The following is a 21,601-nucleotide window of genomic DNA, read 5'->3' as shown; positions in this document are numbered from 1 at the left end:
ACCGGGGGTCTGTCCGCACCGTTCAGCCGGGCAGGGAAACGAGAAAGAGGATGAATTCAGAGATCAGGTCGCCGGGGGGCGACGTGACGACGCACCAGCGCCGATGGCGACGGCTCCTGTCGACCGTGGCGGTCACGATGGCGTTGACGGCGGGGGCGCTCACTCCCGTCGGCCTCAGCACCACCGGCGCACAGGCTGCCGGTGCCGATCCGAGTGCCAATGCGACCACCACCGGACCGGAGACCGTCTCGGCGGAATCGCTCCCTGTGCCTCAGGTCGACGGTGTCGTGTGGGACCAGGTGGTCATCGGCCGCACCGTGTACGTCGGGGGAGAGTTCACGAGCGCGCGACCGTTCACGGCGAAGCGGGGTGTCGACGAGTCGCCTCGGTCGAACGTGCTGGCCTACGACCTCGACACCGGTGAGCTCCTCCCGTTCGCGCCGGTCGTCAACGCGGCCGTCGAGACGCTCGCGGCATCGCCCGATGGCAAGCGGCTCTACATGGGCGGCTACTTCACGAAGGTCGACGATCAGACGCGCTATCGGATCGCCGCCTTCGACCTCCCGTCCGAGAAGCTCGTCTCGAACTTCCGCCCCCTCGTGAACACGCGCGTCGAGACCCTCGTCGCGACGAACGACACCCTGTTCGCCGGCGGTGCCTTCACGAGTGCCGCGCAACAGACGGGAGTCGTTGCCACCGCTCGCACGGCCGCCGCGGCCTTCGCCGCATCCGACGCCACGTTGCTTCCGTGGGCTCCGAACATGACCAAGATCGGGGGGAAGGGGAAGCTCGCCGTGCTGTCGATGGTGATCTCGCCGTCACAGGACAAGATCGTGCTCGGCGGTAATTTTCAGACGCTCAACGGGTCGCTGAACCCCGGAAGTCTTATGGGAGCGGTCGACGCGACCACCGGCAAGACCACCCTTCCGTGGAAGATCAACTCCACGATCCCGCAGCGCGATCTGAAGAAGCGAGTCCCGTCGGACCGCCATGACTTCGCGGTCTACTCCCTGTCCTCCGATGGCGGGTACGTCTACGGCAGCATGGGACCGGGGCTCTTCGAGGGCGTCTTCAAGGCTCGGTGGAGCGATGGCGACCTCGCGTCGTCCGGATGGCTCGCCGATTGCCACGGCGACTCCTATGACGCCGTCGCGGTCGGAGACATCGTCTACACGGCCAGCCACGCGCACGATTGCGGCAATCTGAACAGCTTCGGCGACTACGTGCCACCGGCCGGTTGGTACCGCGCCCTCGCCTTCACCACCGCGACGACGCAGAAGGTCCGGAAGGAAGACGCCGGATACCTCAACTACGCGGGGAATCCCGCGCCGAGCGTCCTCCATTGGTACCCCAACTTCAATGCCGGGCCGAAGACCCTGCAGGGACCGTGGGACATCACCGCCGCCGACGGCTATGTGCTCTACGGTGGCGAGTTCTCGACCCTCAACGGGAGGGGTCAGGAGGGCCTCGCCCGGTTCGCCCCACGCGCGGAGGCACCGAACGAGGTCGGTCCGCAGCTCGCGGGTTCCGAGATGAATCCGACGGTGACGGCCTGGGGTGGCAACGCCGCCAAGCTCGAATGGGGCATCAACTACGACTGGGACGATCGAGCCCTCCGCTACGAGGTGATCCGCAACGGAAACGTCGACAAGCCCGTCTTCACCGTCAGGTGGGACTCCGACTTCTGGAAGTGGCGTAAGGGCACAGGGAAGACCACGATGCACCTCCCGGGTGCGCGTATCGAGACGCTGCGCGGCGTGGATTACGGTCTGACGCCCGGCGAGACCTACACCTACCAGATCCGCACGGTGGACCCTCGTGGCAACGCGACGATGAGCGACCCCGTGTCGCACACCACGGGCGGTACCGCGTCGACGAATGAGTGGACGTCGTACGACAAGACCGTGCTGCAGGACCAACCGTCCACCTACTTCCCCCTCAATGAGACGGGCGCAGTCGGTAACGACTGGGCCGGGAGCAACTCCCTGCGGACCGTGGGGGCTCGCGGTGACGGCATCGAAGGACTCGAGACCAGCCGGTCGTATGCCCTCAACGGCACGACCGCGTGGGCCGCGACGTGGACCGCTGAGACCCCGCCGCAGGTGTATTCGTCCGAGCTGTGGTTCTCGACGACGACGAAGAAGGGCGGACTGCTCATCGGGATGGGCGGCGCGCGTTCGACCGGTGGGAGCATCGATCGGCAGGTCTACATGGACAACGCCGGACGGGTCCGTTCCGCGAATTATGACGGGACGCTCAAGGAACTCGCCTCCCAGAAGTCGTACAACGACGGCGAGTGGCACCACGTCGTCAACACCCTCGGCCCGGACGGTCTCGCGCTCTACATCGACGGCGAACGGGTCGCCACACGGAGCGACGCCACGTACGCATACCGGTACCAAGGCAAGAATGCCCACTGGATCGTCGGAGCCCAGGCCCTCGGGAATCGTGCGGGTAAGCCGTCGAGCAACTTCTTCGCCGGCCAGATCGACAACGTGGGCATCTACCAGCGGGCCCTCGACCCCGCGACGATCGAACGTCACTACGACGCGCGCATCGCCCCGGCCAATGCCCTGCCGACGGCGGCGTTCACGAGCACCACGAACGCTCTGGCCGCATCGGTCGACGCGAGCGGATCGACGGACGCCGATGGCAGCATCGCGTCCTACGCCTGGGACTTCGGCGACGGCGCGAGCGGGACGGGTGCGACAGCGTCCCACACCTACGCGGCCGCTGGTGCGTACACCGTGACGGTGACGGTGACGGACGACCGCGGCGGCTCGGATACGACGTCCGCCATCGTGACCGTCGAAGCCGGTCCCACCACGATCGCTGCCGATTCGTTCGACCGATCGAGCTCGAACGGGTGGGGAGGCGCCGAGCTGGGCGGGCCGTGGACCGTGGGAGGACGCGCGGCCGACGTGTCCGCGGACGGTCTCAGCGGAGTCATCGCGACGCCGCCCGGCGCTACCCGATCGATGATGCTCCCCGAGGTCTCCGCCGCTGCCACCGACACGACCGTGTCCTTCACGATCGCGGAGGAGGCGATCGGGGCGCAGTACGTCTCGGTCGTCGGACGGCAGGTGGGGTCGTCGTCGTACTCCGCTCGGGCGGTCGTCCAACCGGACGGCAGGCTCCAGGTGCAGTTATTCCAGGGCGGCACGCAGCTCGGGAAGACGGTCGGCGTCGGCGGCTATACCGCGGGTGAAACGGTGACCCTGAGGCTCCAGGTCCTCGGAACCGGGACCACGTCGTTGAACGCGAAGGCCTGGTCCACCTCGGTCGCGGAGCCCGCAGAGTGGCACGCGACCGCGACCGACTCGACAGCGGCACTCCAGACCGCCGGATCCGTCGGCCTCAAGGTGTACTCCGCCGCGTCGAATCCCCTGACGACGGTCGCCTTCGACGACTTCCGAGTCGTGCAACCGGAGTAGGGCAGCGACACCCCGAGGGGGTGGTCCATCGGCCGTGGGGTCGATGGACCACCCCCTTCGTCTTCGGCGTCGAGCACGTCGTGCCGTCTCGTCAACGGCCCCGTCCATCCCGCCGATCCGTCTAGGCTCGCGGGATGACAGCAACCGAGCGCGCTCCCCGAGAGCCGCTCCCGCTCCCCCGCTCGATCGAGCCCGATGCTCGGCGCTCCGTCGCCCTCCTCGTGGGGATCGCCGCCATCGTGGCGTTCGTCGCCCTCCGGCTCGTCGTGGCGTCCGGTGGCCACCGCCCGCTCCCGATCGACGTGTGGTGGCGCGATCTCATGCTCGCGTCGGTGAACGATCCGCTCATCGCCCTCGCGTGGATCCCGGGCATCGTCGGAGGCACCCTCGGCATGATCATCGTCGGGCTCGTGATCATCCTCCTGTTCCTCTGGCGGAGACGCCCGTGGGACGCGGTGACGCTCGCGGCCGCCATGGTCGCCGTGGTCGCGATCGGAGCGCCGATGGCGGCGATCATCGCCCGCGCACGTCCCGAGAGCTCCCTCGCCGAGAGTGTGGCGACGTCGTTCCCCTCCGGCCACACGGCCGTCGCCACGACGGCCGCCGTCGTCCTCGGGCTGCTCCTCCGTCACGGGTACGTCTGGGCCCTCGGCTCCCTCTGGGTGATCCTCATGATGTGGAGCCGGACCTACCTTCGCGCGCACTGGTTGAGCGACGTGATCGCGGGCATGCTCGAGGGCGTCGTCGTGGCGACCCTCGTCTGGTGCGTGGTCGAAGCAGTGCGCGATCGTCGCGCCGCGCGATCGACAGACCTCACGACGACCGATCCCCTCACGACCGACACCCCCACCGAAAGGCCCACCGGCGCATGAACACCACCTCCTCGAACGCCTCCCCGTCCGGGGCCGCCCGAAAGGCGCAGAACTCGAAAGCCTTCGAGGTCCTCGCTCGCGTGGGCTACGTCGTCCTCGGCGTCCTGCACTTCCTGATCGGCGCGATCGCCATCTCGATCTCCCAGGGCAGTGGCGGGGGTGAAGCCGACCAGGGCGGTGCGCTCGCCCAGATCCAGCAGTCGCCGGCCGGGGTCTTCCTCCTGTGGGCGATCGTCGTCGGGCTCGCGGCGCTCGCGATCTGGCAGATCGCCGAGGCCTTCCTCGAGCGCAACCCCGACGACAAGAAGAAGTGGGCCCACCGGGCGAAGTATCTCGGCACCGCCGTGGCGTACATCGCCATCGCATCGACGGCGTTCGTGTTCGCGAGCGGCGGGAGCTCGGAGTCGTCCGATTCGTCCCAGTCGCTGAGCGCGCAGATCCTGGCCGTCCCGGCGGGCGTCGTCCTCCTCGTGGTCCTGGGGCTCGGCGTCGCGGCCGTCGGCGTCGCGTTCATCGTGCGGGGAATCGGACAGAAGTTCATGAAGCACCTCGCCGTTCCCGGGGGCTCGGTGCGGAAGGCCGTCGTCGCGCTCGGCGTCGCCGGCTACGTCGCGAAGGGCATCGCGATCGGCGTCGCGGGCATCCTCTTCATCGTGGCCGCGGTCACACACGACCCGGAAGCCGCCGGGGGCCTCGACGCCGCCCTCCGGTCGCTCACGGAGCTGCCCTTCGGCCAGATCATCCTCTGGGTCGTGGGCGTCGGCCTCGCACTCTACGGCGTGTTCTGCTTCGCGCGCGCCCGCTACTCGACCATGTGAGGCGCTCCGCTCGCCGCTCACCTGCTGAAGTGGTTGCGAATCGTCGCCCCGCGAGTACGGAGGCGACGATTCGCGACCACCCGAGATCCTCCACGTCGCCGGGTGGACGCAGAACGTCGCGTCGCGGGTGAGGACGCGACGATTCGCGACCACCCGAGATCTTCTCCCCGCTCAGCCGGATCCCGAGCGAGCGAGGCCCGGCCCGGTCCGGCCCGTCCAGCGTCCGCTGAGACCCGGCGGGCCGGGGCCTCCTACTCCTCCTATTCCGCGAGCTCGACCGCCGCGTCCTCGCGTCCGTCGGACTTCCCGACGGTGATCGTCTCGCCGCGGAAGAAGGCCGGGCGCACGACGCGCTGCACGATCATGATGACGAAACCGAGTCCGATGACGGTGACACCGAGGATGAAGACGAGTCCGACTCCCCCGATGTTCGACCCCGAGCCGTACTCGGGCGCCATGCTGTCGATGATCGTCGTCACGAAGAGCACGGCGAGCACGACACCGCCGACGAGCGGGAAGAGCAGCTGGAAGAAGACGTTCCGCACGGAACGGAACCACTGCGTGCGGAAGTACCAGACCGCCGAGAACGCCGTGATGCCGTAGTAGAAGCAGATCATCATGCCGAGCGCGGTGATCGTGTCCCACAGCACGTTCTCGCTCACGAACCTCATGACCGCGTAGAACGCGGAGGCCGCGACGCTCGCGACGATCGTCGCGAAGCCCGGCGTGAAGAACCGCGGGTGCACCTGCGCGAAACGCTCCGGGAGAGCACCGTAGTGGCCCATCGCGAGAAGGGTGCGCGCAGGCGAGACGAACGTCGACTGCAGCGACGCCGCCGAGCTCGAGAGCACCGCGATGGACACGAGCACGGCGAGCGGACCGAGGATCGGGCCGGCGAGGTGGAAGAAGACGTTGTCCTGGATCTCCTCGTTCCCGAGTCCGAACTCCCCCGTGCCCACTCCCGCGAAGCTCGTGAGGGCGACCGCGAGGAGGAGGTAGAGCACGACGATGACACCCACGGTGATGGTCGCGGCACGACCCGGGGTCTTCGCGCCCTTCGTCTCCTCGTTCATCGTGAGCGTGACGTCCCAGCCCCAGAAGATGAAGATCGAGAGGGAGAGGCCGGCGGCGAACGAGCTGAAGGACTCGACCGCGAACGGATTGAACCACGACAGCTCGATGGGCGTCGCGTCGTAGGCCGTACCGTTCGCGACGTGCACCAGGGCGGCGATCGCGAAGAGTACGAGGACGACGACCTGGAAGCCCACGAGCACGTACTGGATCTTCTGCGTCGTCTGCATGTCGCGGTACGACACCCACGTCGCCGCGAACATGAATGCGAGACACGTGACGACGTTGACGAACGGGTTCGTCGCGATGCCGGCGATGTCGGGGGCCCCCGTGATCTGCGAGATCAGCAGGAACAGGAAATCGACGGCGATACCCGCGAGGTTGGACAGGACGAGGATCGTCGCGGCGATGAGCCCCCATCCGGCCATCCAGCCGATGTACGGACCGAAGGCGCGGGTCGCCCAGGTGAACGACGTCCCACTGTCCGACATCACGTTGTTGAGTTCGCGATAGCCGAACGCGACGAGGAGCATGGGGATGAATCCCACGAGGATGATCGCGGGCACCTGGAGGCCGACGACCGAGGTCGTGCCGCCCAGGGCGGCCGTCATCGTGTACGCCGGAGCGATACACGAGATACCGATGACGATCGCGCCGATGAGGCCGACCGTTCCCGCGCCGAGCCCCTTCTTCGACAGACCCGACGACTGCTGCTGAGTGGACATCGTCGTCACCCTTCGATCGTGATCACCGAGTCGCGGGGAACCACGATCATCGGCACGGGGAGTTCGCGCAGCATTTTCGCCGCGGTGGTGCCGAGGAACAGGTGGCCGGACGCGGCCAGGCGGGACGAGCCCACGAAGACGACCTCCTCCGGGTCCCACGACACCGAGGCGACGGCGTCCTGGACGCGCGAGCCGGAGGCGATGACGACATCGGCGTCGATCCCCTCGGGAAGATGGCGGGTCGCGTAATCGAGCACGGTCGTCGCGTGCTCCTCCGCCGCGGCGAGCGCCTCGTCCGAGGCGTCGGCGGGTAGGTCCACCGCCACGAGCGAGAGGAGCCGGAGAGGTACCCGCGCACTCGACGCGGCGGCGACCGCGGCATCGAGGAGTCGATCGGCGCCCGGACGCCTCCCGATCGCGCACGTCACGCGCGTGATGCCGCTCGTCTCGAGCTTCCGGATCCCGCGTGGAGCGAGGGCGACGGGCACGACGGCCGAGTGGAGGAGCGCGCGGGGCACCGAGCCGATCGTGTAGCGGTGACGGAGGCCGTTGCTCGCGCCTCCCACCACGATCATGGAACCCTCGAGGCGCTTCGACGTGTCGAGCAGCCCCTCGGCGAGGGACTCGGCGTAGACGACGTGGGTGTCGGCGTCCACACCGTCGGGCACACGCGCCGCCGCTCCGGCGAGCCAACTCTCGGCGAGCTCGCGCACGTGCCGGTCGTAGGACGGAGCCGCGGGTACGAGGGTCGCACGGCTCTCACTCGCGAGGACGAGAACGATCTCGAGCCGCGCGCCGCGGGCGCGAGCGAGCCGCACGCCGAGCGCGAGCGCGTCCTTGCCCGCGGGCGTATCGGTGTAACCGACGATGAACCTCATTGTTCCTTCTTCCGTGTCGCGACCCCGAGGTCAGGCCAGAGTGGCCGCGATCTCGTCGGCCGTCAAGCGCCCCATCCGGATGGCCCCGTCGACGTGCTGGTAGCCCTCGGCGGCCACATCGCTGCACGACCAGTAGATCGGGCCGACGGGCGTGCGCTGGTCGGCACCGTAGCGGCTCAGGCCGCCGAGGTCGAAGCTCGCGGCGTATGCGCCGCCCGTCCACTCCTCTGCAGCCCAGTCGCTCTCGTAGTACACGACCGGTTCGAGGGCCTGCGGTCCGTAGTACGCCGCGAGCGACTCGAGGATGCGACGCTTGCGCTCCTCCGCCGGCAGCGCGAGCATCGCGTCCGCCTTGAGGTCGGAGACGAAGCCGACCAGCGTTCCGCGCTCGTCGTCGAGGTTGGTGTTGTCGTACGCCTCGTGCACGGGCTGGTAGGGGCTGAAGGCGGTGCCGGAGAGGCCGGCCTCGCGCCAGAACGGGGTCTCGTACACGGCGTGCACCTTGATGACGAGCCCGAGCGAGACGTGCTGGTGCATCTGCTGCTGGCGGAACGGGAGCGGCGGCTCGAACGAGATGCGTCCGTAGAGGTTCGGCGGCACCGCGACGACCGCGCGGCGGGCCGTCACCGTGAGCCCATCGGCGTGGGCGGTCACGCCGTCCTCACTCCATTCCAGACGGCGGACCGGCGCGCCGAGGTGCACGGCGTCGCCGAGCTTCTCGGCGAGGGTGATCGGAACGAGCTGCAGCCCGCCTGCCACGCGCTTGTCGAGGATGTAGTCCGCGTCGACGAGGTGGGAGAAGCTCCCGGCGGAGGCCGCCATGAGGATCGCCTGCAGGGCCGAGAACGCGTGCGAGGGCTTCGTGAGCATGGCCTCGGCGATGAAGAGGGCGATGTTGTCCCGCGCCTCCACATCATCGGTCTGCTTCTCGAGCCATTCGCCCCACGAGACGGCGTCGAGCTCCGCGGCCTTGGGGTGCGCCCAGGGCTCCGTCGGGCCGATCTCCGCCGTGAGCTCGTCGAGCATCGCGATGAGGCGCTCCATCTCCTTCTGCGTGTCGGCGGCCACCGGGAAGAGCTCGCCCGTGAAGCGCGTGAGCTCGCCGGCAGCGTTCACGTACACGCTGTCGCCCTCGCGGTAGCGCGAGTAGGTCTCGAGCCCGAGCTCCTCGACCGTCTCGATGAGGGCCGTCTGGTCGGGCGAGACCCACTGCCCGCCGAGCTCGAGGAGCGCACCCTCGATGGTCTCGGTCCGGAGGCGCCCGCCGACGCGATCTCGCGCCTCGAGCACGGCGACCGAGTGGCCCGCGGCGCGGAGTCGCGTGGCGGCCGTGAGGCCGGACGCACCGGCTCCGATGATGACGACGTCCACGTCGATCGGGTTCTGGCTGTCCACGATGGTGGCTCCTCTGCTTCGTGTTCTTCGAGTCTGAACTCCCCTGAGGTGTCGCGATCTGTTGTCATCCCGGTGAGGGAGACAACGGATTGCGACACCTCACGAGAGGTGGGGTGTGGGTCAGGAGACGGGGGTCAGGGTGTACTTCGTCGAGAGGTACTCGTGGATGCCCTCGAGCCCGCCCTCGCGACCGATGCCCGACTGCTTCACGCCGCCGAACGGGGCCGCGGCGTTGGAGATCACGCCGACGTTGAGTCCCATCATGCCCGTCTCGAGGCGGTCGATCATGCGGTGACCGAGCGCGAGGTTCTCGGTGAAGACGTAGCTCACGAGACCGTACTCGGTGTCGTTCGCGAGGCGTACGGCCTCGTCCTCGTCCTCGAATGTCGCGATCGCGAGCACGGGGCCGAAGATCTCCTCGCGGAGGATCTCCGCGTCACGCGTCACGCCGGTCACGACGGTGGGCTCGAAGAACGTGCCCTCGCGGTCGATCGGGTTGCCGCCGGTCGTGACCGTCGCGCCCTTCGAGACGGCGTCGTTCACGAGTTCCTCCGCCTTGGCGACGGCCTTCTCGTCGATCAGCGGGCCGATCGTCACGCCGTCCTCGGTGCCGCGGCCGATGCCGAAGCCCTGGACTCGCTCGGTCACCCGACGCGCGAACTCCTCGGCGATAGAGGACTGCACGATGAATCGATTGGCCGCCGTGCAGGCCTGGCCGATGTTGCGGAACTTCGCGGCGATCGCGCCGTCCACCGCCTTGTCGAGGTCGGCGTCGCCGAAGACGACGAACGGCGCGTTGCCGCCGAGTTCCATCGACGTGCGCAGAACACCCTCGGCCGACTGCGCGATGAGCTTCTTGCCCACGGGGGTCGAGCCGGTGAAGCTGAGCTTGCGGAGGCGCGGGTCCGCGATGATCGGCTCGGACACTTCACCCGAGCTCGTCGTCTGCACGACGTTGACGACCCCTGCCGGGAGGCCGGCGTCCTCGAGGATCTTCACGAAGGCCATCGTCGTGAGAGGGGTCAGGGCCGCGGGCTTCACGACGACCGTGCATCCGGCGGCGAGCGCCGGCGCGATCTTCCGGGTCGCCATCGCGAGCGGGAAGTTCCACGGGGTGATGAAGTAGCACGGCCCGACGGGGAGCTGGCTCACGATCATGTGACCGGTGCCCTCGGGATTGAGCCCGTAGCGCCCTGTGATGCGCACGGCCTCCTCGCTGAACCAGCGGAGGAACTCGCCTCCGTAGGCCACCTCACCGCGGGATTCGGCGAGCGGCTTGCCCATCTCGAGCGTCATGAGGAGCGCGATGTCCTCTTTCCGATCCTGCAGCAGGTCGAACGCCTTCCGGAGGATGTTCGAGCGCGTGCGAGGCGGGGTCGCCGCCCACTCGGCCTGCGCGGCGACGGCGGCGTCGAGCGCCGCGATCCCGTCGGCCGCGCTCGCATCGGCGATCGTCGCGATCGTCTTCCCGGTGGACGGGTCGGTCACGTCGAATGTCCTGCCACCCTCGGCGTCGCGCCACTCGCCGCCGATGTACAGACCGGTGGGCACGCTCTCGAGGAGTTCCTGCTCTGTCGTCATGGTGTTCCTTCCGAAGTTCACTGTCCGTGAGGTGTCGCAAACTGTTGCTCTGCGGACTGGTTCGGCAACAGATTGCGACACCTCACGAGAGGTGGAGGGGGTGTGTCAGGAGGCCGCGAGTGCCTGGAGGACGACGTCGAGGCCTTCGTCGAGGAGCGCGGCGGGGATCGTGAGGGGCGGGAGGAACCGGATGACGTTCCCGTAGGTACCGCACGTGAGCACCACGACGCCCTGGGCGTGAGCGGCCTTCGCGACACGGCCCGTGAGGGCGGCATCCGGTTCGCCCGTCTCGGGATCGACGAACTCGATCGCGATCATGGCGCCGCGCCCGCGGACGTCACCGATGCGGGCATCGGAGGCGGCCGCGTCGCGGAACCGAGCGATGATCGTCTCGCCGATGGACCGGGCCCGCTCGACGAGGCCGTCCTCCTCGTACGTCTCGATCGCGGCGAGGGCCGCCGCGCACGCGAGCGGGTTCCCGCCGTACGTGCCGCCGAGCCCACCGGCGTGGGGCGCATCCATGATCTCGGCGCGGCCCGTGACCGCGGAGAGGGGGAGGCCCCCCGCGATGCCCTTCGCCGTGACGACGAGGTCGGGGACGATGCCCTCGTGCTCCGAGGCGAACATGTGCCCGGTGCGGGCGAAGCCCGTCTGGACCTCGTCGGCGATGAAGACGACGCCGTTCGCTCGCGCCCACTCGACGAGAGCCGGGAGGAAGCCCTCGGCGGGAACGACGAACCCGCCCTCGCCCTGGATGGGTTCGATGATGACGGCGGCCAGGTTGTCGGCGCCGATCTGCTTCTCGATGAGCGAGATCGCGCGCTTCGCGGCCTCCGGTCCCGAGAGGCCGTCGCGGAACGGGTAGGACATCGGCGCGCGGTAGATCTCCGATGCGAACGGCCCGAAGCCGCTCTTGTACGGCATCGACTTCGCCGTGAGCGCCATCGTGAGGTTCGTGCGGCCGTGGTACGCGTGGTCGAACGCCACGACGGCCTGCCGCTTCGTGTACGAGCGGGCGATCTTCACGGCGTTCTCCACGGCCTCGGCCCCGGAGTTGAAGAGAGCGCTGCGCTTGTCGTGATCGCCGGGCGTCAGGCGGTTGAGCGCCTCCGCGACACCGACGTAGGAGTCGTACGGCGTGATCATGAAGCACGTGTGGGTGAAGTCGGCGACCTGCTGCTGCACGGCCGCGACAACGCGCGGGGCGCTGTTGCCCACCCCCGTCACGGCGATGCCGGACCCGAGGTCGATGAGGGAGTTGCCGTCGACGTCGACGATCACGCCGCCGCCGGCGCGCGCCGCGAAGACGGGCATCGTCGTGCCGACAGCCGAGGAGACCGCCGCGAGCTTGCGCTCCATGAGCGCGCGAGACCGCGGGCCGGGGAGATCGGTGACGATGCGGCGCTCCTGGACGAGTTCGTCCCGCTCGAGCGCGGATCCGATGGTGCCGGTCGTGGCGGTGTCGATGGCCATGGTCGCTGTCTCCCGAGGTGTCGATGGGTCCGTCGCGGACAGGGCCGTGCGCCGATGCCGCTCCCGCCATCGTAGAAGCGCGACGCCAGCGCGTCGATGTCCAGTCTGTCTATTGACAGAGAGTGGGTTCGACACTCTGGTGGCCTACGGGCGCTCGAGCGACTCCTGTTCGAGCACCCGGATCGCGAGCTGCACCCGGTTGGTGACGTGGAGCTTCGCGAAGAGACTCGAGAGATGCGTCTTGACCGTCGTCGGGCTCACGAAGAGTGCTTCCGCGATCTCGCCGTTCGTGAGCCCGCGCGCGACGAGGCGGCCGACCTCCCATTCCCGGGGGGTCACGATCTCGGGGAGGGCGGGAGCGGACGGAGCATCCCGAGGGGCCTTCCGATCCCCGACGGGCCCGTCCTCCCGCGTTGCGAGTGAGACGAGTCGGGCCAGGGCCGTCGGGGAGAAGGACGACCGCCCGGCGGCCGCATCGTGAACGGCCGCGACCACCGCCTCGGGAGCCGCGTCCTTGACGAGGAACGACACGGCCCCAGCCAGGAGCGCATCGCGCACGAGCGCATCGGTGTCGAAGGCCGTGAGGATCACGACACGAGCCCGGGAGCCGGCACGGCGGAGGGCGGCCGTCGCCGCGATCCCGTCGACGACCGGCATCCGGATGTCCATGAGCACGACGTCCGGGTCGAGCCGCTCGACGGCGTCGGCGACCCCGCTCCCGTCGGCGACCTCCCCCACGACGACGATCTCGTCCGTCCCGTCGATCATGAGGCGGAGTCCCGCCCGCATGAGGGCCTCGTCATCCACGAGGAGCACGTGGACGGCCGAACGCGCGGCGGGCGCGCTCACGGGAGCCGCACCTCGACGTCGAACGTGTTCCCGGGTGTGAGGCCGAAGCGCGCGTTCCCCCCGAGGATGACCGCTCGTTCGGCCACCCCGACGAGACCGAGCCCCGTCCCGGTGGCCGTCTCGGGCACCGGTCCGGCGAGCGGATTGCTCGAGCGGAGGACGAGGCCGTCGCCGTCGCGCCCGATCCCCAGGGAATGCGCGGCGCCCGGCGCGTACTTCCGAGCGTTCACGAGGAGCTCCTCGACGATGCGCGCGACCGTCGGTGCGCGCCCCGGCATCTCATCGAGCTCCGCCGGGGAGATGCCCGTCCACCGGAGCTCGACGTCGTGACCCGCGTCGCGCGCGGCCTCGACGAGCTGATCGATCGACACGGAATCCCGCAGTGGGACGCGGGTCTCCGTCCCATCGGACGTACGGAGAGCGACGAGCGCGTCGCGCAGCATGACGCTCCCCTCCGCCGCCGCATCCCGCACCGTCTGCGCGGCATCGCGTTGCTGCTCCGGCGCGAGGTCCGTGCGGTAGGCCAGTGCGCCGGCGTGCATCGCGACGATCGCGAGCTGGTGGGAGATCCCGTCGTGCATGTCGCGGGCGATGGCGCTCCGCTCCTCAGCGCGAGCCCGGGCGACCACGGCCTCCCGCGTCCGCTCGGACGCCCGGTGCGCCTCTTCGGCCGACGCCGCCTGCTCGCGGAGCGCATCCACGAGCGCCGCCCGCGTCCCGCGCGCCCGTCCCCACAGCAGCAGGATGAGAGCCCCGGCCGCGCCGATCGCGGTGATCAGGACGAGGTCCTCCGACGGCCGCCCGATCGCCAGGTCGTGGACCACGGTGGCCCCGAGCCCACCGAGAGCGACGAGGGAGACGATCACGATGTCGAGGGCGAGCGATCGACGCGCTCCGAGTCGCACGACACTCACGACGAACGCCGGCAGCGCCCACGTGCTCGCGATCGACGCGACGACGATGAGCAGGTTCCCCACGCGGGATCGGCGTATCGGACCCACTGCGACGGCCGCGACGACCCCGATCGCCGCATCCGCGAGGACGAGGAGTACGAACGCCGCCGAGGACGTGTCGCCGGGAATCCCGAGTTCGAGCCCCAGGAGGAGCAGGAACACACCGAAGCCGAGGATCAGACAGACCGTGGAGGTCAGCAGCGCGCGGAAGCGGGATCGGCGCATGCCCCGGTCCCCTGACGCGCTCATCGCAGGCGGACGAGGTCCGGCTGCACTCGAGGGGGTCATGTGGCCATCCTATGAACGCGACCGCTGCCCGGGATCGTCCGAAGGGAGGAGGGCGGTCCCGTGCATCACGGCCGAACGGACGATCCGCCGGCCGCCGCCGATCGGGAGGCTGGGGACATGAACACCGACGCACCCGCTCTCGCGGCACCGATCCCGAGCCCGAGCCCGACCCCGGGGAACACGCCATATCACCGGCTCGCCCTCGAACGGCCGGGCACCGCGAGATGGTGGCGCCCCCTCGCCACCCTCGGAGTGACCACCGGCCTCGCCCTCGGGGGCTTCGGGATCGCGATCGTCGTCTTCGCCGTCGCGACGATCATCCTGTCGTGGGAGCCCACGGAGGGACTCGCCGACCCGCGGAACCCCGGGGACGTCCTCCTGCTGCTCGGCTTCATCGCGATCGGTGTGCCGGCCGTCGTGCTCGGCTCCCGCTGGGGAGGAGGCATGCGCGGAGCGATCCACTCCGTCGCGCGCCGCGTCCGCTGGGGACTCCTCCTCCGCGCCGCGAGCGTGGTCCTCCCCCTCTACGCGGTCGTCCTCGTGGGCTCCTTCGTGCTCGCTCCGCCCACGGACCTCTCGTGGCCCCCTGCTGACGGCCGTCTCCTCGCCGTGCTCGCCGTCGTGCTCCTGCTCACCCCGCTGCAGTGCGCCGCCGAGGAGTACGCCTTCCGCGCCCTCCCTCAGCAGGTGCTCGGGATCTGGCTCCGCTCGCCGCTCTGGGGCATCCTCCTGCCCGTGCCGCTCTTCATGATCGGACACGGCTACGACTGGGTGGGCCAGATCGATCTCGCGGTCTTCGCCGTCTGCATGGGGTTCCTCGTCTGGAAGAGCGGCGGTGTGGAGCTCGCGATCGTCGTCCATACGGCCAACAACCTGGTGCTGTTCCTCCTCGCGCCCTTCAGCCCGTCGTCCCTCGAGCAGGGCGCGGTCCCCCCGGAGGCACTCCTGCTGAGCCTGCCGCTGACCCTGGGCGTCACGGCCGGACTGGCGCTCTGGGTGTCGCGGAGGCACGGCCTGCGCTTCTTCGAACCCGTGACGTCCGCGGGGCCACGGCCCACCGCAGACCTCACGGGGCCGACCGCGGTCGCCGAGGCCCGCGTCTAGACTTCCGAGCATGCACCCCACGGTCCGCGCCCTCATCGCGGAGCCGTCGCTGCGACTCACGCTCCTCGAGCCGGGGGCGGACGGTGCGCTCGAGGAAGCCGTGTCGTGGGCGCACGGCTCCGATCTCCCCGACCCCACGCCGTTCCTCGACCCGGGACAGATCCTCCTCACCACGGGCACGCAGTTCCTCACGGGCGAGATCGACGCCGCCGTGTACGTGAACCGGCTCACGGAGGCGGGGATCGCCGCCCTCGGGTTCGGCACGGAGGTGGCGACCACCGGGACGCCGGCCCCGCTCGTCGCCGCGTGTGCAGCCACCGGCCTCCCCCTCTTCGAGGTGCCGTACGAGGTGCCCTTCATCGCCGTCGCGCGAGCGATCGCCGATCGGGTCGCCGCCGCCGAGCACGCACGCGACACCTGGGCCCTCGGCGCGATGCGCGCGATCGCGTTCTCCGCGCTCCGAGCGGACGGCGTCGCCGCGACGCTCGACGAACTCGCGCGACAGCTCGACCGGGCCGTCGTCCTCGTCGATGCGAGCGCGACGGTGGCGCACGGCGCGCTCGGCGATGGTCCTCTCGGTACCGCCGTCCTCGACGAGGCGCAGCGCCTCCTCGCGCGCGGGCAGCGGTCGAGTTCCTCCTTGCACGATCGAGGCGAGAGCGCCGTGCTCCAGACGATCGGACGCCGATCCGAACTCCGCGGCGTCCTGGCCGTCATCGGCGGCCGTGAGCTCGACGCCTCGGACCAGACCGTCGTCACGAGCGTCGTCGCCCTCGTCGGACTCGCGCTCGAACAGGGTCGCGGGGTCTCCCGCGCACAGGAGGGGGTCCGCACGGCGGCGGTCCGACTCCTCCTCGAGGGACGGGCCGATCTCGCGGGGTCCGTGCTCGGCGGGCTCGCGGAGGACCTCCCGGCTGGCGACCTGGCCATCGCCCGCTTGTCGGTCGCCCCGGCCACCGGGAACGGCGCCCTGTCCCCTGACGAGGGGTTCCCCACCCACGACGATCTCCCACGTGGAGTCCTCGCGGCCGGGCTCGACGGCACCGTCGTCGTGATCGCCGCCCCTCCCCTCCTCGACGACGCCGTCGAATCCATCCGATCGCGGGTCGCCGACCGTGGCACCGTTCGGGCCGGTGTCTCCGCTCCGTCTGCGCGGACGGATCTCGCCCGAGCGGACGACGAGGCGCGAGCGGCCCTCGCCGTGAGCTCCACGGAGACACCGGTCGTGCGCGCCGCGGACCTCGCAACGCGGGGTGTCGACTGGCTCCTCGATCGACCGGAGTCCCGCACGATCGCCTCGGCCGTGTTGCGGCCTATCGCCCACGACCCGGCCCTGCTCGAGAGCCTCGAGGCGTGGCTCGCGGCCAACGGGCAGACCGATCCGGCCGCCCGGCGACTCCGCGTGCACCGCCACACCCTCCGATCGCGCGTCACGACGATCGAGCGGCTCATCGAGCGCGACCTCTCGACCGTCACCGCTCGCACCGAGGCGTGGATCGCGCTGCGCGCGCTCCGGTCGCTGCCGAGGGAGTGATCCCCACCGGCGAAGTGATCCCCACCGGCGAAGTGATCCCCACCGAGGACGTGAGGCGGGCTGCGCGACTCCGCCTCACGTCGCCCGTCTCAGGGGGGAGGCGGAGGCTGTCCGATCTGCCTAACGTGGAGCCATGACCGCATTCGAAGGCACCCCCGCTCCCGGTTATCCCGCACCCGCTCCCTCGGCTCCGGCATCGACGCCGGAGCCCTCAGGCCGCACCGCGTTCACCTACGACCACGCCCTCCGCGTGGCGCCCGCCTGGTGGCGTGGTGTCGTCGCGATCGTGCTGCTCGTCGTCGGATTCCTCATCCTCTCGGTCGTGCTCGGCGGTCTCGGCGTCGTCGTCGACCTCGCGACCGGCACGTACACGCTGGAGGATCTCGCGGCGGGTTCGATCGTCCTCACTCCCTGGACGATGCTCGCCAACAACCTCTCGCTCGCCGCGCTCTGGCCGCTCGCGATGCTCCTGCAGTGGTGGCTCTTCGGCGTGCGCCCCGGGTGGATGTCATCCGTCGAGGGCCGCTTCCGCTGGCGCTGGGTGGGGCGACTCGCTCTCGTGATCGTGCCGGTATGGGCGGTCTACGTCGGCGTCTCGTACCTGTTCTCCCCCACCGATGCGATCGTCATCGACGGAACCGTGATCGCCATGGTCCTCGTCGTCATCCTCACGACACCGCTCCAGTCCGCGGGAGAGGAGTACGGTGCGCGTGGCCTCATCCAGCGCTCGGTGGGTTCGTGGTTCGCCCGCCCCATGGTCGCCTTCGTCGCCGGTGTGATCATCTCGGGAGCGATCTTCGCCTCCGCCCACCTCGCGGGCGACCCGTGGCTCATCGCGTACTACTTCGTCTTCGGCGCGTCGCTGTCCGTCGCGGCTCGCGGCACGGGCGGCCTCGAGGCCCCCGTGCTGATCCACGTGACGAACAACGTCCTCCTCCTCGTTCCCACGGCGCTCATGTCGCAGACCGACATGGTCTTCCAGCGCGAGGCGGGCACGGCCGGACCGTTCATGCTCATCCCGATGACGCTGTGCGTGGCCGCCGCTCTCTTCAGCACGTGGTGGGCGAAGCGGAACGGCGTCACGACGACGGCACCGCTGCCCCCCGCCCGCGGGGCCCGCCAGCCGACGCCCGCGACGGTCGCTCCCCCTGCGGCCTGACGACGGACCCTCGGGACGCGACGCCTCCTGAAACCACGAAACGACCGCGACGGGTATTCCCCGCGGTCGTTTCGTGCGTCGCAACGCGACGGTGCTAAGAGGTCTTCCGCCCCATGCGGTCGAGCAGGATCGCGGCGATGAAGATCGCCCCGTACTGGATGGAGCTGGTGACCGTGCCGAGGAGCGCCGAGTTGATGAAGCTACCGAGGAAGTTCATGCTGAAGGCGGAGAAGACGAGCGAGATGAGGAACAGGCCGACCGCTCCCGCGCCGATGGCGACGAGGGCTGCACGCAGGAACGCCGGCCGCGTCGTCGCGGGTTCGATGGGGACGATGAAGGCGGACGCCACGAAGGCCAGCCCCGCGAAGACGATCGGTACGAGGGCGTACCCGAACGAGGAACCGATGATCCCGAGGCCGTAGGTGAGGTTGCCGAGCAGATTGAGGATCGCGAACAAGATCGCCACGGCGGCCACGGCGATCGCACCGACGAGAGGCTCGCGCAGGGACCGCTTCGGCTTCGGGGCCCCGTACTGTCCGGCGGCTCCGTACTGCGGAGCGTTGGGGTTCTGACCGTACGGCGGCTGCTGATTCGGCTGCTGACCGTACGGCTGCTGCGGAGCCGGCGGCTGCGACGGATACGGGGACCCGCCGGTCGGCTGCTGCCCGTTCGGCACCTGTCCCGGCTGACCGGAGGGCCCGCCCTGCCCGGGGTGCGGCTGGCCGTACGGCTGCTGCTGTGGCGCCGGCGGGTTCTGGGGCTGGCCGTACGGCTGCTGCGGCTGACCCGGCCACGGGTTCTGGTTGGCGTTTCCCTCGTTCGTCATGCGGTCAGCCTATCGACGCGACGGCCCGAATCGCGGCTATACCGGGGTGGAGAAGTCCCCTAGGCGTCGACCGTCGGGGCGTCGACCACGGGGTCGGCGCCGCCGAGCGAGACCTCGACCATCTCCTCGCGGGGGACGACCTTCACGCGCTCGCGGCCGCGCTCCGTCCCGAGGGACAGCTCGTGTTCGTCGAGCCGGTGCCAGCCGTCGAGCGTCGTGAACCGCACACCGCGTTCGGTCAGGAGCGCCTCGACGCTCTCCTCGTCCGGGTGGGAGGGGCTCCACCAGTTGCTCTGGTCCGAGACGAGGTGGGAGATCGTCTCCATCGCGTCGGACTTCGTGTGGCCGATGAGGCCGACCGGCCCACGCTTGATCCACCCCGTGGCGTAGACGCCGGGCACGATCTCGTTGCTCTCTGAATGCAGAACCTGACCCTCGTGGTTCGGGATCACGCCGTGCTCCTCGTCGAACGGGACGCCGTCGAGCGGCGAGCCGAAGTAGCCGACGGCGCGGTAGAAGGCCTGGATCGGGATCTCGCGGATCTCACCGGTCCCCTCGACACCGCCTTCGCCGTCCGGTCGGGTGCGCTCGTACCGGAAGGCCGAGACCTTCCCCGTGCCGTCGTCGACGAGTCCGAGGGGCTTCGCGTAGAAGTGGAGGTGCAGTCGGCGGCTCGCCGACCCTGTCTCCCGCTTCCTCCAGGCCTGCAGCACGCGGTCGATCACCATGACCTGCTTGTTCGAGGCGACGGCGGCCTTCGAGGCGTCGTCGTAGTCGAAGTCCTCGTCGTGGAGGATCATGTCGACGTCGCGCAGCTCGCCGAGTTCGCGCAGCTCGAGGGGGGTGAACTTCACCTGCGCCGGTCCGCGACGACCGAAGACGTGGACGTCGGTCACCGGGGACGCGGCGAGACCGTCGTAGACGTTGTCGGGGATCTCGGTGGGAAGCAGGTCCTCGGGGTGCTTCACGAGCATGCGGGCCACGTCGAGCGCGACGTTGCCGTTGCCGAGAACGGCGATCTCGCGCGCCTCGAGCGGCCACGTGCGCGGCACGTCCGGGTGCCCGTCGAACCAGTTGACGAAGTCGGCCGCTCCGTACGAGCCGTCGAGGTCGACCCCCTCGATGCCGAGGGGGGCGTCGCGCACGGCTCCGGTCGAGAAGATGACGGCGTGGTAGTGCTGCTTGAGGTCGTCGAGCGTCACGTCGGTGCCGAAGTTCACGTTGCCGAAGATGCGGATGTCGCCGCGGTCGAGCACGTCGCGCAGGGCGTTGATGATGCCCTTGATGCGCGGGTGGTCGGGGGCGACGCCGTAGCGGACGAGCCCGTAGGGAGCGGGGAGCCGCTCGAAGAGGTCGATCGACACGTCGAATGCGCGCTCCTGTTTGAGCAGGATGTCCGCGGCGTAGATCCCTGCCGGGCCGGCACCGACGATGGCGAGTCTCAACTTCACGTGTGCGTTCTCCTTCTGTCGGGCAAGGCCGGCGGCCTCCGCTCGATGTGATGCGCCGAGTGGGCGCCTGTCAGCTGCTGCGTTCGACGATCGAGTCGGCGAAACGCGTGAGCGCGGTCTTGATGGGCCCCTTGGGCAGCGGGGCGAGGGCCTCGACGGCCTCGCGCGCCCAGCGGTGGGCTTCCGCGAGGGTGTCGGCGGTGGCGGGGTGGGCGCGCAGCTCGGCGATGGCCGCGTCGAAGTCGGCCGAGTCGGCGTCCTCCGACGCGTTCGCACCGCGGTCGATGCGCTCGAGGAGCGCGGCCGAGGTCGGGTCGGTCGCCGCTCGCTCGCGCAGGGAGATGAGCGGGAGCGTCACGACACCCGCCTTGATGTCGGTGCCGGGGACCTTCCCGGTCTTCTCCGGCTGGGTCGACAGGTCGAGGACGTCGTCCACGAGCTGGAACGCCACGCCGATCTTCTCGCCGTAGTCCACCACGGGCTGCTCGAACTCGGTGGGCGCGTGGGAGAAGATGACGCCCGCGCGGGCGGCGGCGGCGATGAGCGATCCCGTCTTGTCGGCGAGGACCTGAAGGTAGTGCGCTCGCGCGTCCTCGCCGTCCTTCGGGCCGACGGTCTCATGGAGCTGGCCGAGGACCAGGCGTTCGAAGGTCTCGGCCTGCAAGCGGATGGCACCCTCGCCGAGGCTCGCCATGAGGTTCGATGCACGCGCGAAGAGGAGGTCGCCCGTGAGGATGGCGATGGAGTTGCCCCAGACGGTGTGCGCGCTCGGCACGCCGCGGCGGCGGTCGGCGTGGTCCATGACGTCGTCGTGGTAGAGCGAGGCGAGGTGGGTGATCTCGATGCCCCGCGCCGCGGTGATCACGTCGTCGACGGCCCCGTCGCCCAGCTGGGAGGTCAGGAGCAGGAGCATGGGACGCACACGCTTGCCGCCTGCGTCGAGCAGGTACCGGCTGGTGGCGTCGGCGAGGTCGTCGGTGAAGCTCAGTTCGGCGGCGAGACTCGCTTCGACGGCGTCGAGCCCCTCCTCGATAGCGGAAAGCAGACGCTTCGTCTCGGGGGTCGCGAACATCCGTTCGGCGAGCCCCAACTGCTTGGACAGGCTCGACCCTCGCGTGGGGGCGCTTGGATTCACTCTCACAGCCTATCCGAGCCATCATGCTCCGCCGACGGGGTAGCGGCAGACTGGC

Annotated in this window: 16 protein-coding genes; 6 read left to right on the top strand and 10 right to left on the bottom strand. The window is 69.8% G+C overall.

Annotated features, from left to right (window positions below; genetic code table 11):
* Window positions 1–50: 50 nt before the first annotated feature.
* From ELQ94_RS02210 to ELQ94_RS02200, 3 genes are all read left to right on the top strand, one after another.
* Window positions 51–3,434 carry a PKD domain-containing protein gene (locus tag ELQ94_RS02210; RefSeq protein ID WP_127046710.1) on the top strand — a complete coding sequence of 1,128 codons (3,384 nt, stop codon included), beginning with the start codon at window positions 51–53 and terminating at the stop codon, window positions 3,432–3,434.
* Between the two features lie 134 nt (window positions 3,435–3,568).
* Window positions 3,569–4,306, top strand: coding sequence for a phosphatase PAP2 family protein (locus tag ELQ94_RS02205; protein ID WP_127046708.1), 738 nt, complete (start codon window positions 3,569–3,571; stop codon window positions 4,304–4,306).
* On the top strand, window positions 4,303–5,124 hold the full coding sequence (locus ELQ94_RS02200; RefSeq protein WP_127046706.1) for a DUF1206 domain-containing protein: 822 nt from the start codon (window positions 4,303–4,305) through the stop codon (window positions 5,122–5,124). The genes ELQ94_RS02205 and ELQ94_RS02200 overlap by 4 nt, the downstream gene beginning before the upstream one ends.
* Before the next feature lie 260 nt (window positions 5,125–5,384).
* Here ELQ94_RS02200 and ELQ94_RS02195 read toward each other — a convergent pair whose 3' ends face one another.
* From ELQ94_RS02195 to ELQ94_RS02165, 7 genes are all read right to left on the bottom strand, one after another.
* Window positions 5,385–6,920, bottom strand: coding sequence for an APC family permease (locus ELQ94_RS02195; protein WP_127046704.1), 1,536 nt, complete (start codon window positions 6,918–6,920; stop codon window positions 5,385–5,387).
* Window positions 6,921–6,925: 5 nt separating this feature from the next.
* Window positions 6,926–7,798 (bottom strand): universal stress protein, encoded by an 873-nt coding sequence (locus ELQ94_RS02190; protein ID WP_127046702.1) that lies wholly within the window; start codon window positions 7,796–7,798, stop codon window positions 6,926–6,928.
* 30 nt (window positions 7,799–7,828) lie between these two features.
* Window positions 7,829–9,193 carry a flavin monoamine oxidase family protein gene (locus ELQ94_RS02185; protein ID WP_243696819.1) on the bottom strand — a complete coding sequence of 455 codons (1,365 nt, stop codon included), beginning with the start codon at window positions 9,191–9,193 and terminating at the stop codon, window positions 7,829–7,831.
* A 120-nt stretch (window positions 9,194–9,313) separates the two neighbouring features.
* Window positions 9,314–10,774 (bottom strand): NAD-dependent succinate-semialdehyde dehydrogenase, encoded by a 1,461-nt coding sequence (locus ELQ94_RS02180; RefSeq protein WP_127046700.1) that lies wholly within the window; start codon window positions 10,772–10,774, stop codon window positions 9,314–9,316.
* A gap of 105 nt (window positions 10,775–10,879) precedes the next feature.
* A complete protein-coding gene (gene gabT / locus ELQ94_RS02175; protein WP_127046698.1) occupies window positions 10,880–12,247 on the bottom strand; it encodes a 4-aminobutyrate--2-oxoglutarate transaminase in 1,368 nt (455 codons plus the stop codon).
* A 144-nt stretch (window positions 12,248–12,391) separates the two neighbouring features.
* Window positions 12,392–13,096: a response regulator transcription factor gene (locus tag ELQ94_RS02170; protein WP_243696818.1), complete on the bottom strand. Its 705-nt coding sequence runs from the start codon at window positions 13,094–13,096 to the stop codon at window positions 12,392–12,394.
* Complete coding sequence (locus ELQ94_RS02165; protein ID WP_127046695.1) at window positions 13,093–14,274, bottom strand: sensor histidine kinase; 1,182 nt, start codon at window positions 14,272–14,274, stop codon at window positions 13,093–13,095. Before ELQ94_RS02165 ends, ELQ94_RS02170 begins: the two co-directional genes overlap by 4 nt.
* 180 nt (window positions 14,275–14,454) lie before the next feature.
* On the opposite strand from ELQ94_RS02165, the gene ELQ94_RS02160 reads away from it, so the two are divergent.
* The 3 genes from ELQ94_RS02160 to ELQ94_RS02150 all read left to right on the top strand — a co-directional run bounded on the left by ELQ94_RS02160 (window position 14,455) and on the right by ELQ94_RS02150 (window position 18,134).
* The gene (locus ELQ94_RS02160) at window positions 14,455–15,441 is read left to right on the top strand and encodes a CPBP family intramembrane glutamic endopeptidase (RefSeq protein ID WP_127046693.1); all 987 of its coding nucleotides are present in this window, start codon (window positions 14,455–14,457) and stop codon (window positions 15,439–15,441) included.
* Window positions 15,442–15,451: 10 nt separating this feature from the next.
* Window positions 15,452–16,975: a PucR family transcriptional regulator gene (locus tag ELQ94_RS02155; protein WP_127046691.1), complete on the top strand. Its 1,524-nt coding sequence runs from the start codon at window positions 15,452–15,454 to the stop codon at window positions 16,973–16,975.
* A 133-nt stretch (window positions 16,976–17,108) separates the two neighbouring features.
* Complete coding sequence (locus ELQ94_RS02150) at window positions 17,109–18,134, top strand: CPBP family intramembrane glutamic endopeptidase (protein WP_127046689.1); 1,026 nt, start codon at window positions 17,109–17,111, stop codon at window positions 18,132–18,134.
* A 94-nt stretch (window positions 18,135–18,228) separates the two neighbouring features.
* Here ELQ94_RS02150 and ELQ94_RS02145 read toward each other — a convergent pair whose 3' ends face one another.
* The 3 genes from ELQ94_RS02145 to ELQ94_RS02135 all read right to left on the bottom strand — a co-directional run bounded on the left by ELQ94_RS02145 (window position 18,229) and on the right by ELQ94_RS02135 (window position 21,546).
* Complete coding sequence (locus ELQ94_RS02145; protein ID WP_127046687.1) at window positions 18,229–18,960, bottom strand: hypothetical protein; 732 nt, start codon at window positions 18,958–18,960, stop codon at window positions 18,229–18,231.
* Window positions 18,961–19,019: 59 nt separating this feature from the next.
* The gene (locus ELQ94_RS02140) at window positions 19,020–20,411 is read right to left on the bottom strand and encodes an FAD-dependent oxidoreductase (protein ID WP_127046685.1); all 1,392 of its coding nucleotides are present in this window, start codon (window positions 20,409–20,411) and stop codon (window positions 19,020–19,022) included.
* Window positions 20,412–20,481: 70 nt separating this feature from the next.
* Window positions 20,482–21,546 (bottom strand): polyprenyl synthetase family protein, encoded by a 1,065-nt coding sequence (locus ELQ94_RS02135; RefSeq protein WP_127046683.1) that lies wholly within the window; start codon window positions 21,544–21,546, stop codon window positions 20,482–20,484.
* Window positions 21,547–21,601 lie beyond the last annotated feature (55 nt).

The organism is Labedella endophytica, from assembly GCF_003990045.1.
Classification (GTDB): domain Bacteria; phylum Actinomycetota; class Actinomycetes; order Actinomycetales; family Microbacteriaceae; genus Labedella; species Labedella endophytica.
Note: the sequence above shows the minus strand (reverse complement) of the source record. Positions and strands in the feature narration are given on the sequence as shown.

Coding starts and splice junctions, on each gene's coding strand:
- ELQ94_RS02210 (WP_127046710.1), top strand. CDS start 51: ATGAATTCAGAGATCAGGTCGCCGGGGGGCGACGTGACGACGCACCAG.
- ELQ94_RS02205 (WP_127046708.1), top strand. CDS start 3,569: ATGACAGCAACCGAGCGCGCTCCCCGAGAGCCGCTCCCGCTCCCCCGC.
- ELQ94_RS02200 (WP_127046706.1), top strand. CDS start 4,303: ATGAACACCACCTCCTCGAACGCCTCCCCGTCCGGGGCCGCCCGAAAG.
- ELQ94_RS02195 (WP_127046704.1), bottom strand. CDS start 6,920: ATGTCCACTCAGCAGCAGTCGTCGGGTCTGTCGAAGAAGGGGCTCGGC.
- ELQ94_RS02190 (WP_127046702.1), bottom strand. CDS start 7,798: ATGAGGTTCATCGTCGGTTACACCGATACGCCCGCGGGCAAGGACGCG.
- ELQ94_RS02180 (WP_127046700.1), bottom strand. CDS start 10,774: ATGACGACAGAGCAGGAACTCCTCGAGAGCGTGCCCACCGGTCTGTAC.
- gabT (WP_127046698.1), bottom strand. CDS start 12,247: ATGGCCATCGACACCGCCACGACCGGCACCATCGGATCCGCGCTCGAG.
- ELQ94_RS02165 (WP_127046695.1), bottom strand. CDS start 14,274: ATGCGCCGATCCCGCTTCCGCGCGCTGCTGACCTCCACGGTCTGTCTG.
- ELQ94_RS02160 (WP_127046693.1), top strand. CDS start 14,455: ATGAACACCGACGCACCCGCTCTCGCGGCACCGATCCCGAGCCCGAGC.
- ELQ94_RS02155 (WP_127046691.1), top strand. CDS start 15,452: ATGCACCCCACGGTCCGCGCCCTCATCGCGGAGCCGTCGCTGCGACTC.
- ELQ94_RS02150 (WP_127046689.1), top strand. CDS start 17,109: ATGACCGCATTCGAAGGCACCCCCGCTCCCGGTTATCCCGCACCCGCT.
- ELQ94_RS02145 (WP_127046687.1), bottom strand. CDS start 18,960: ATGACGAACGAGGGAAACGCCAACCAGAACCCGTGGCCGGGTCAGCCG.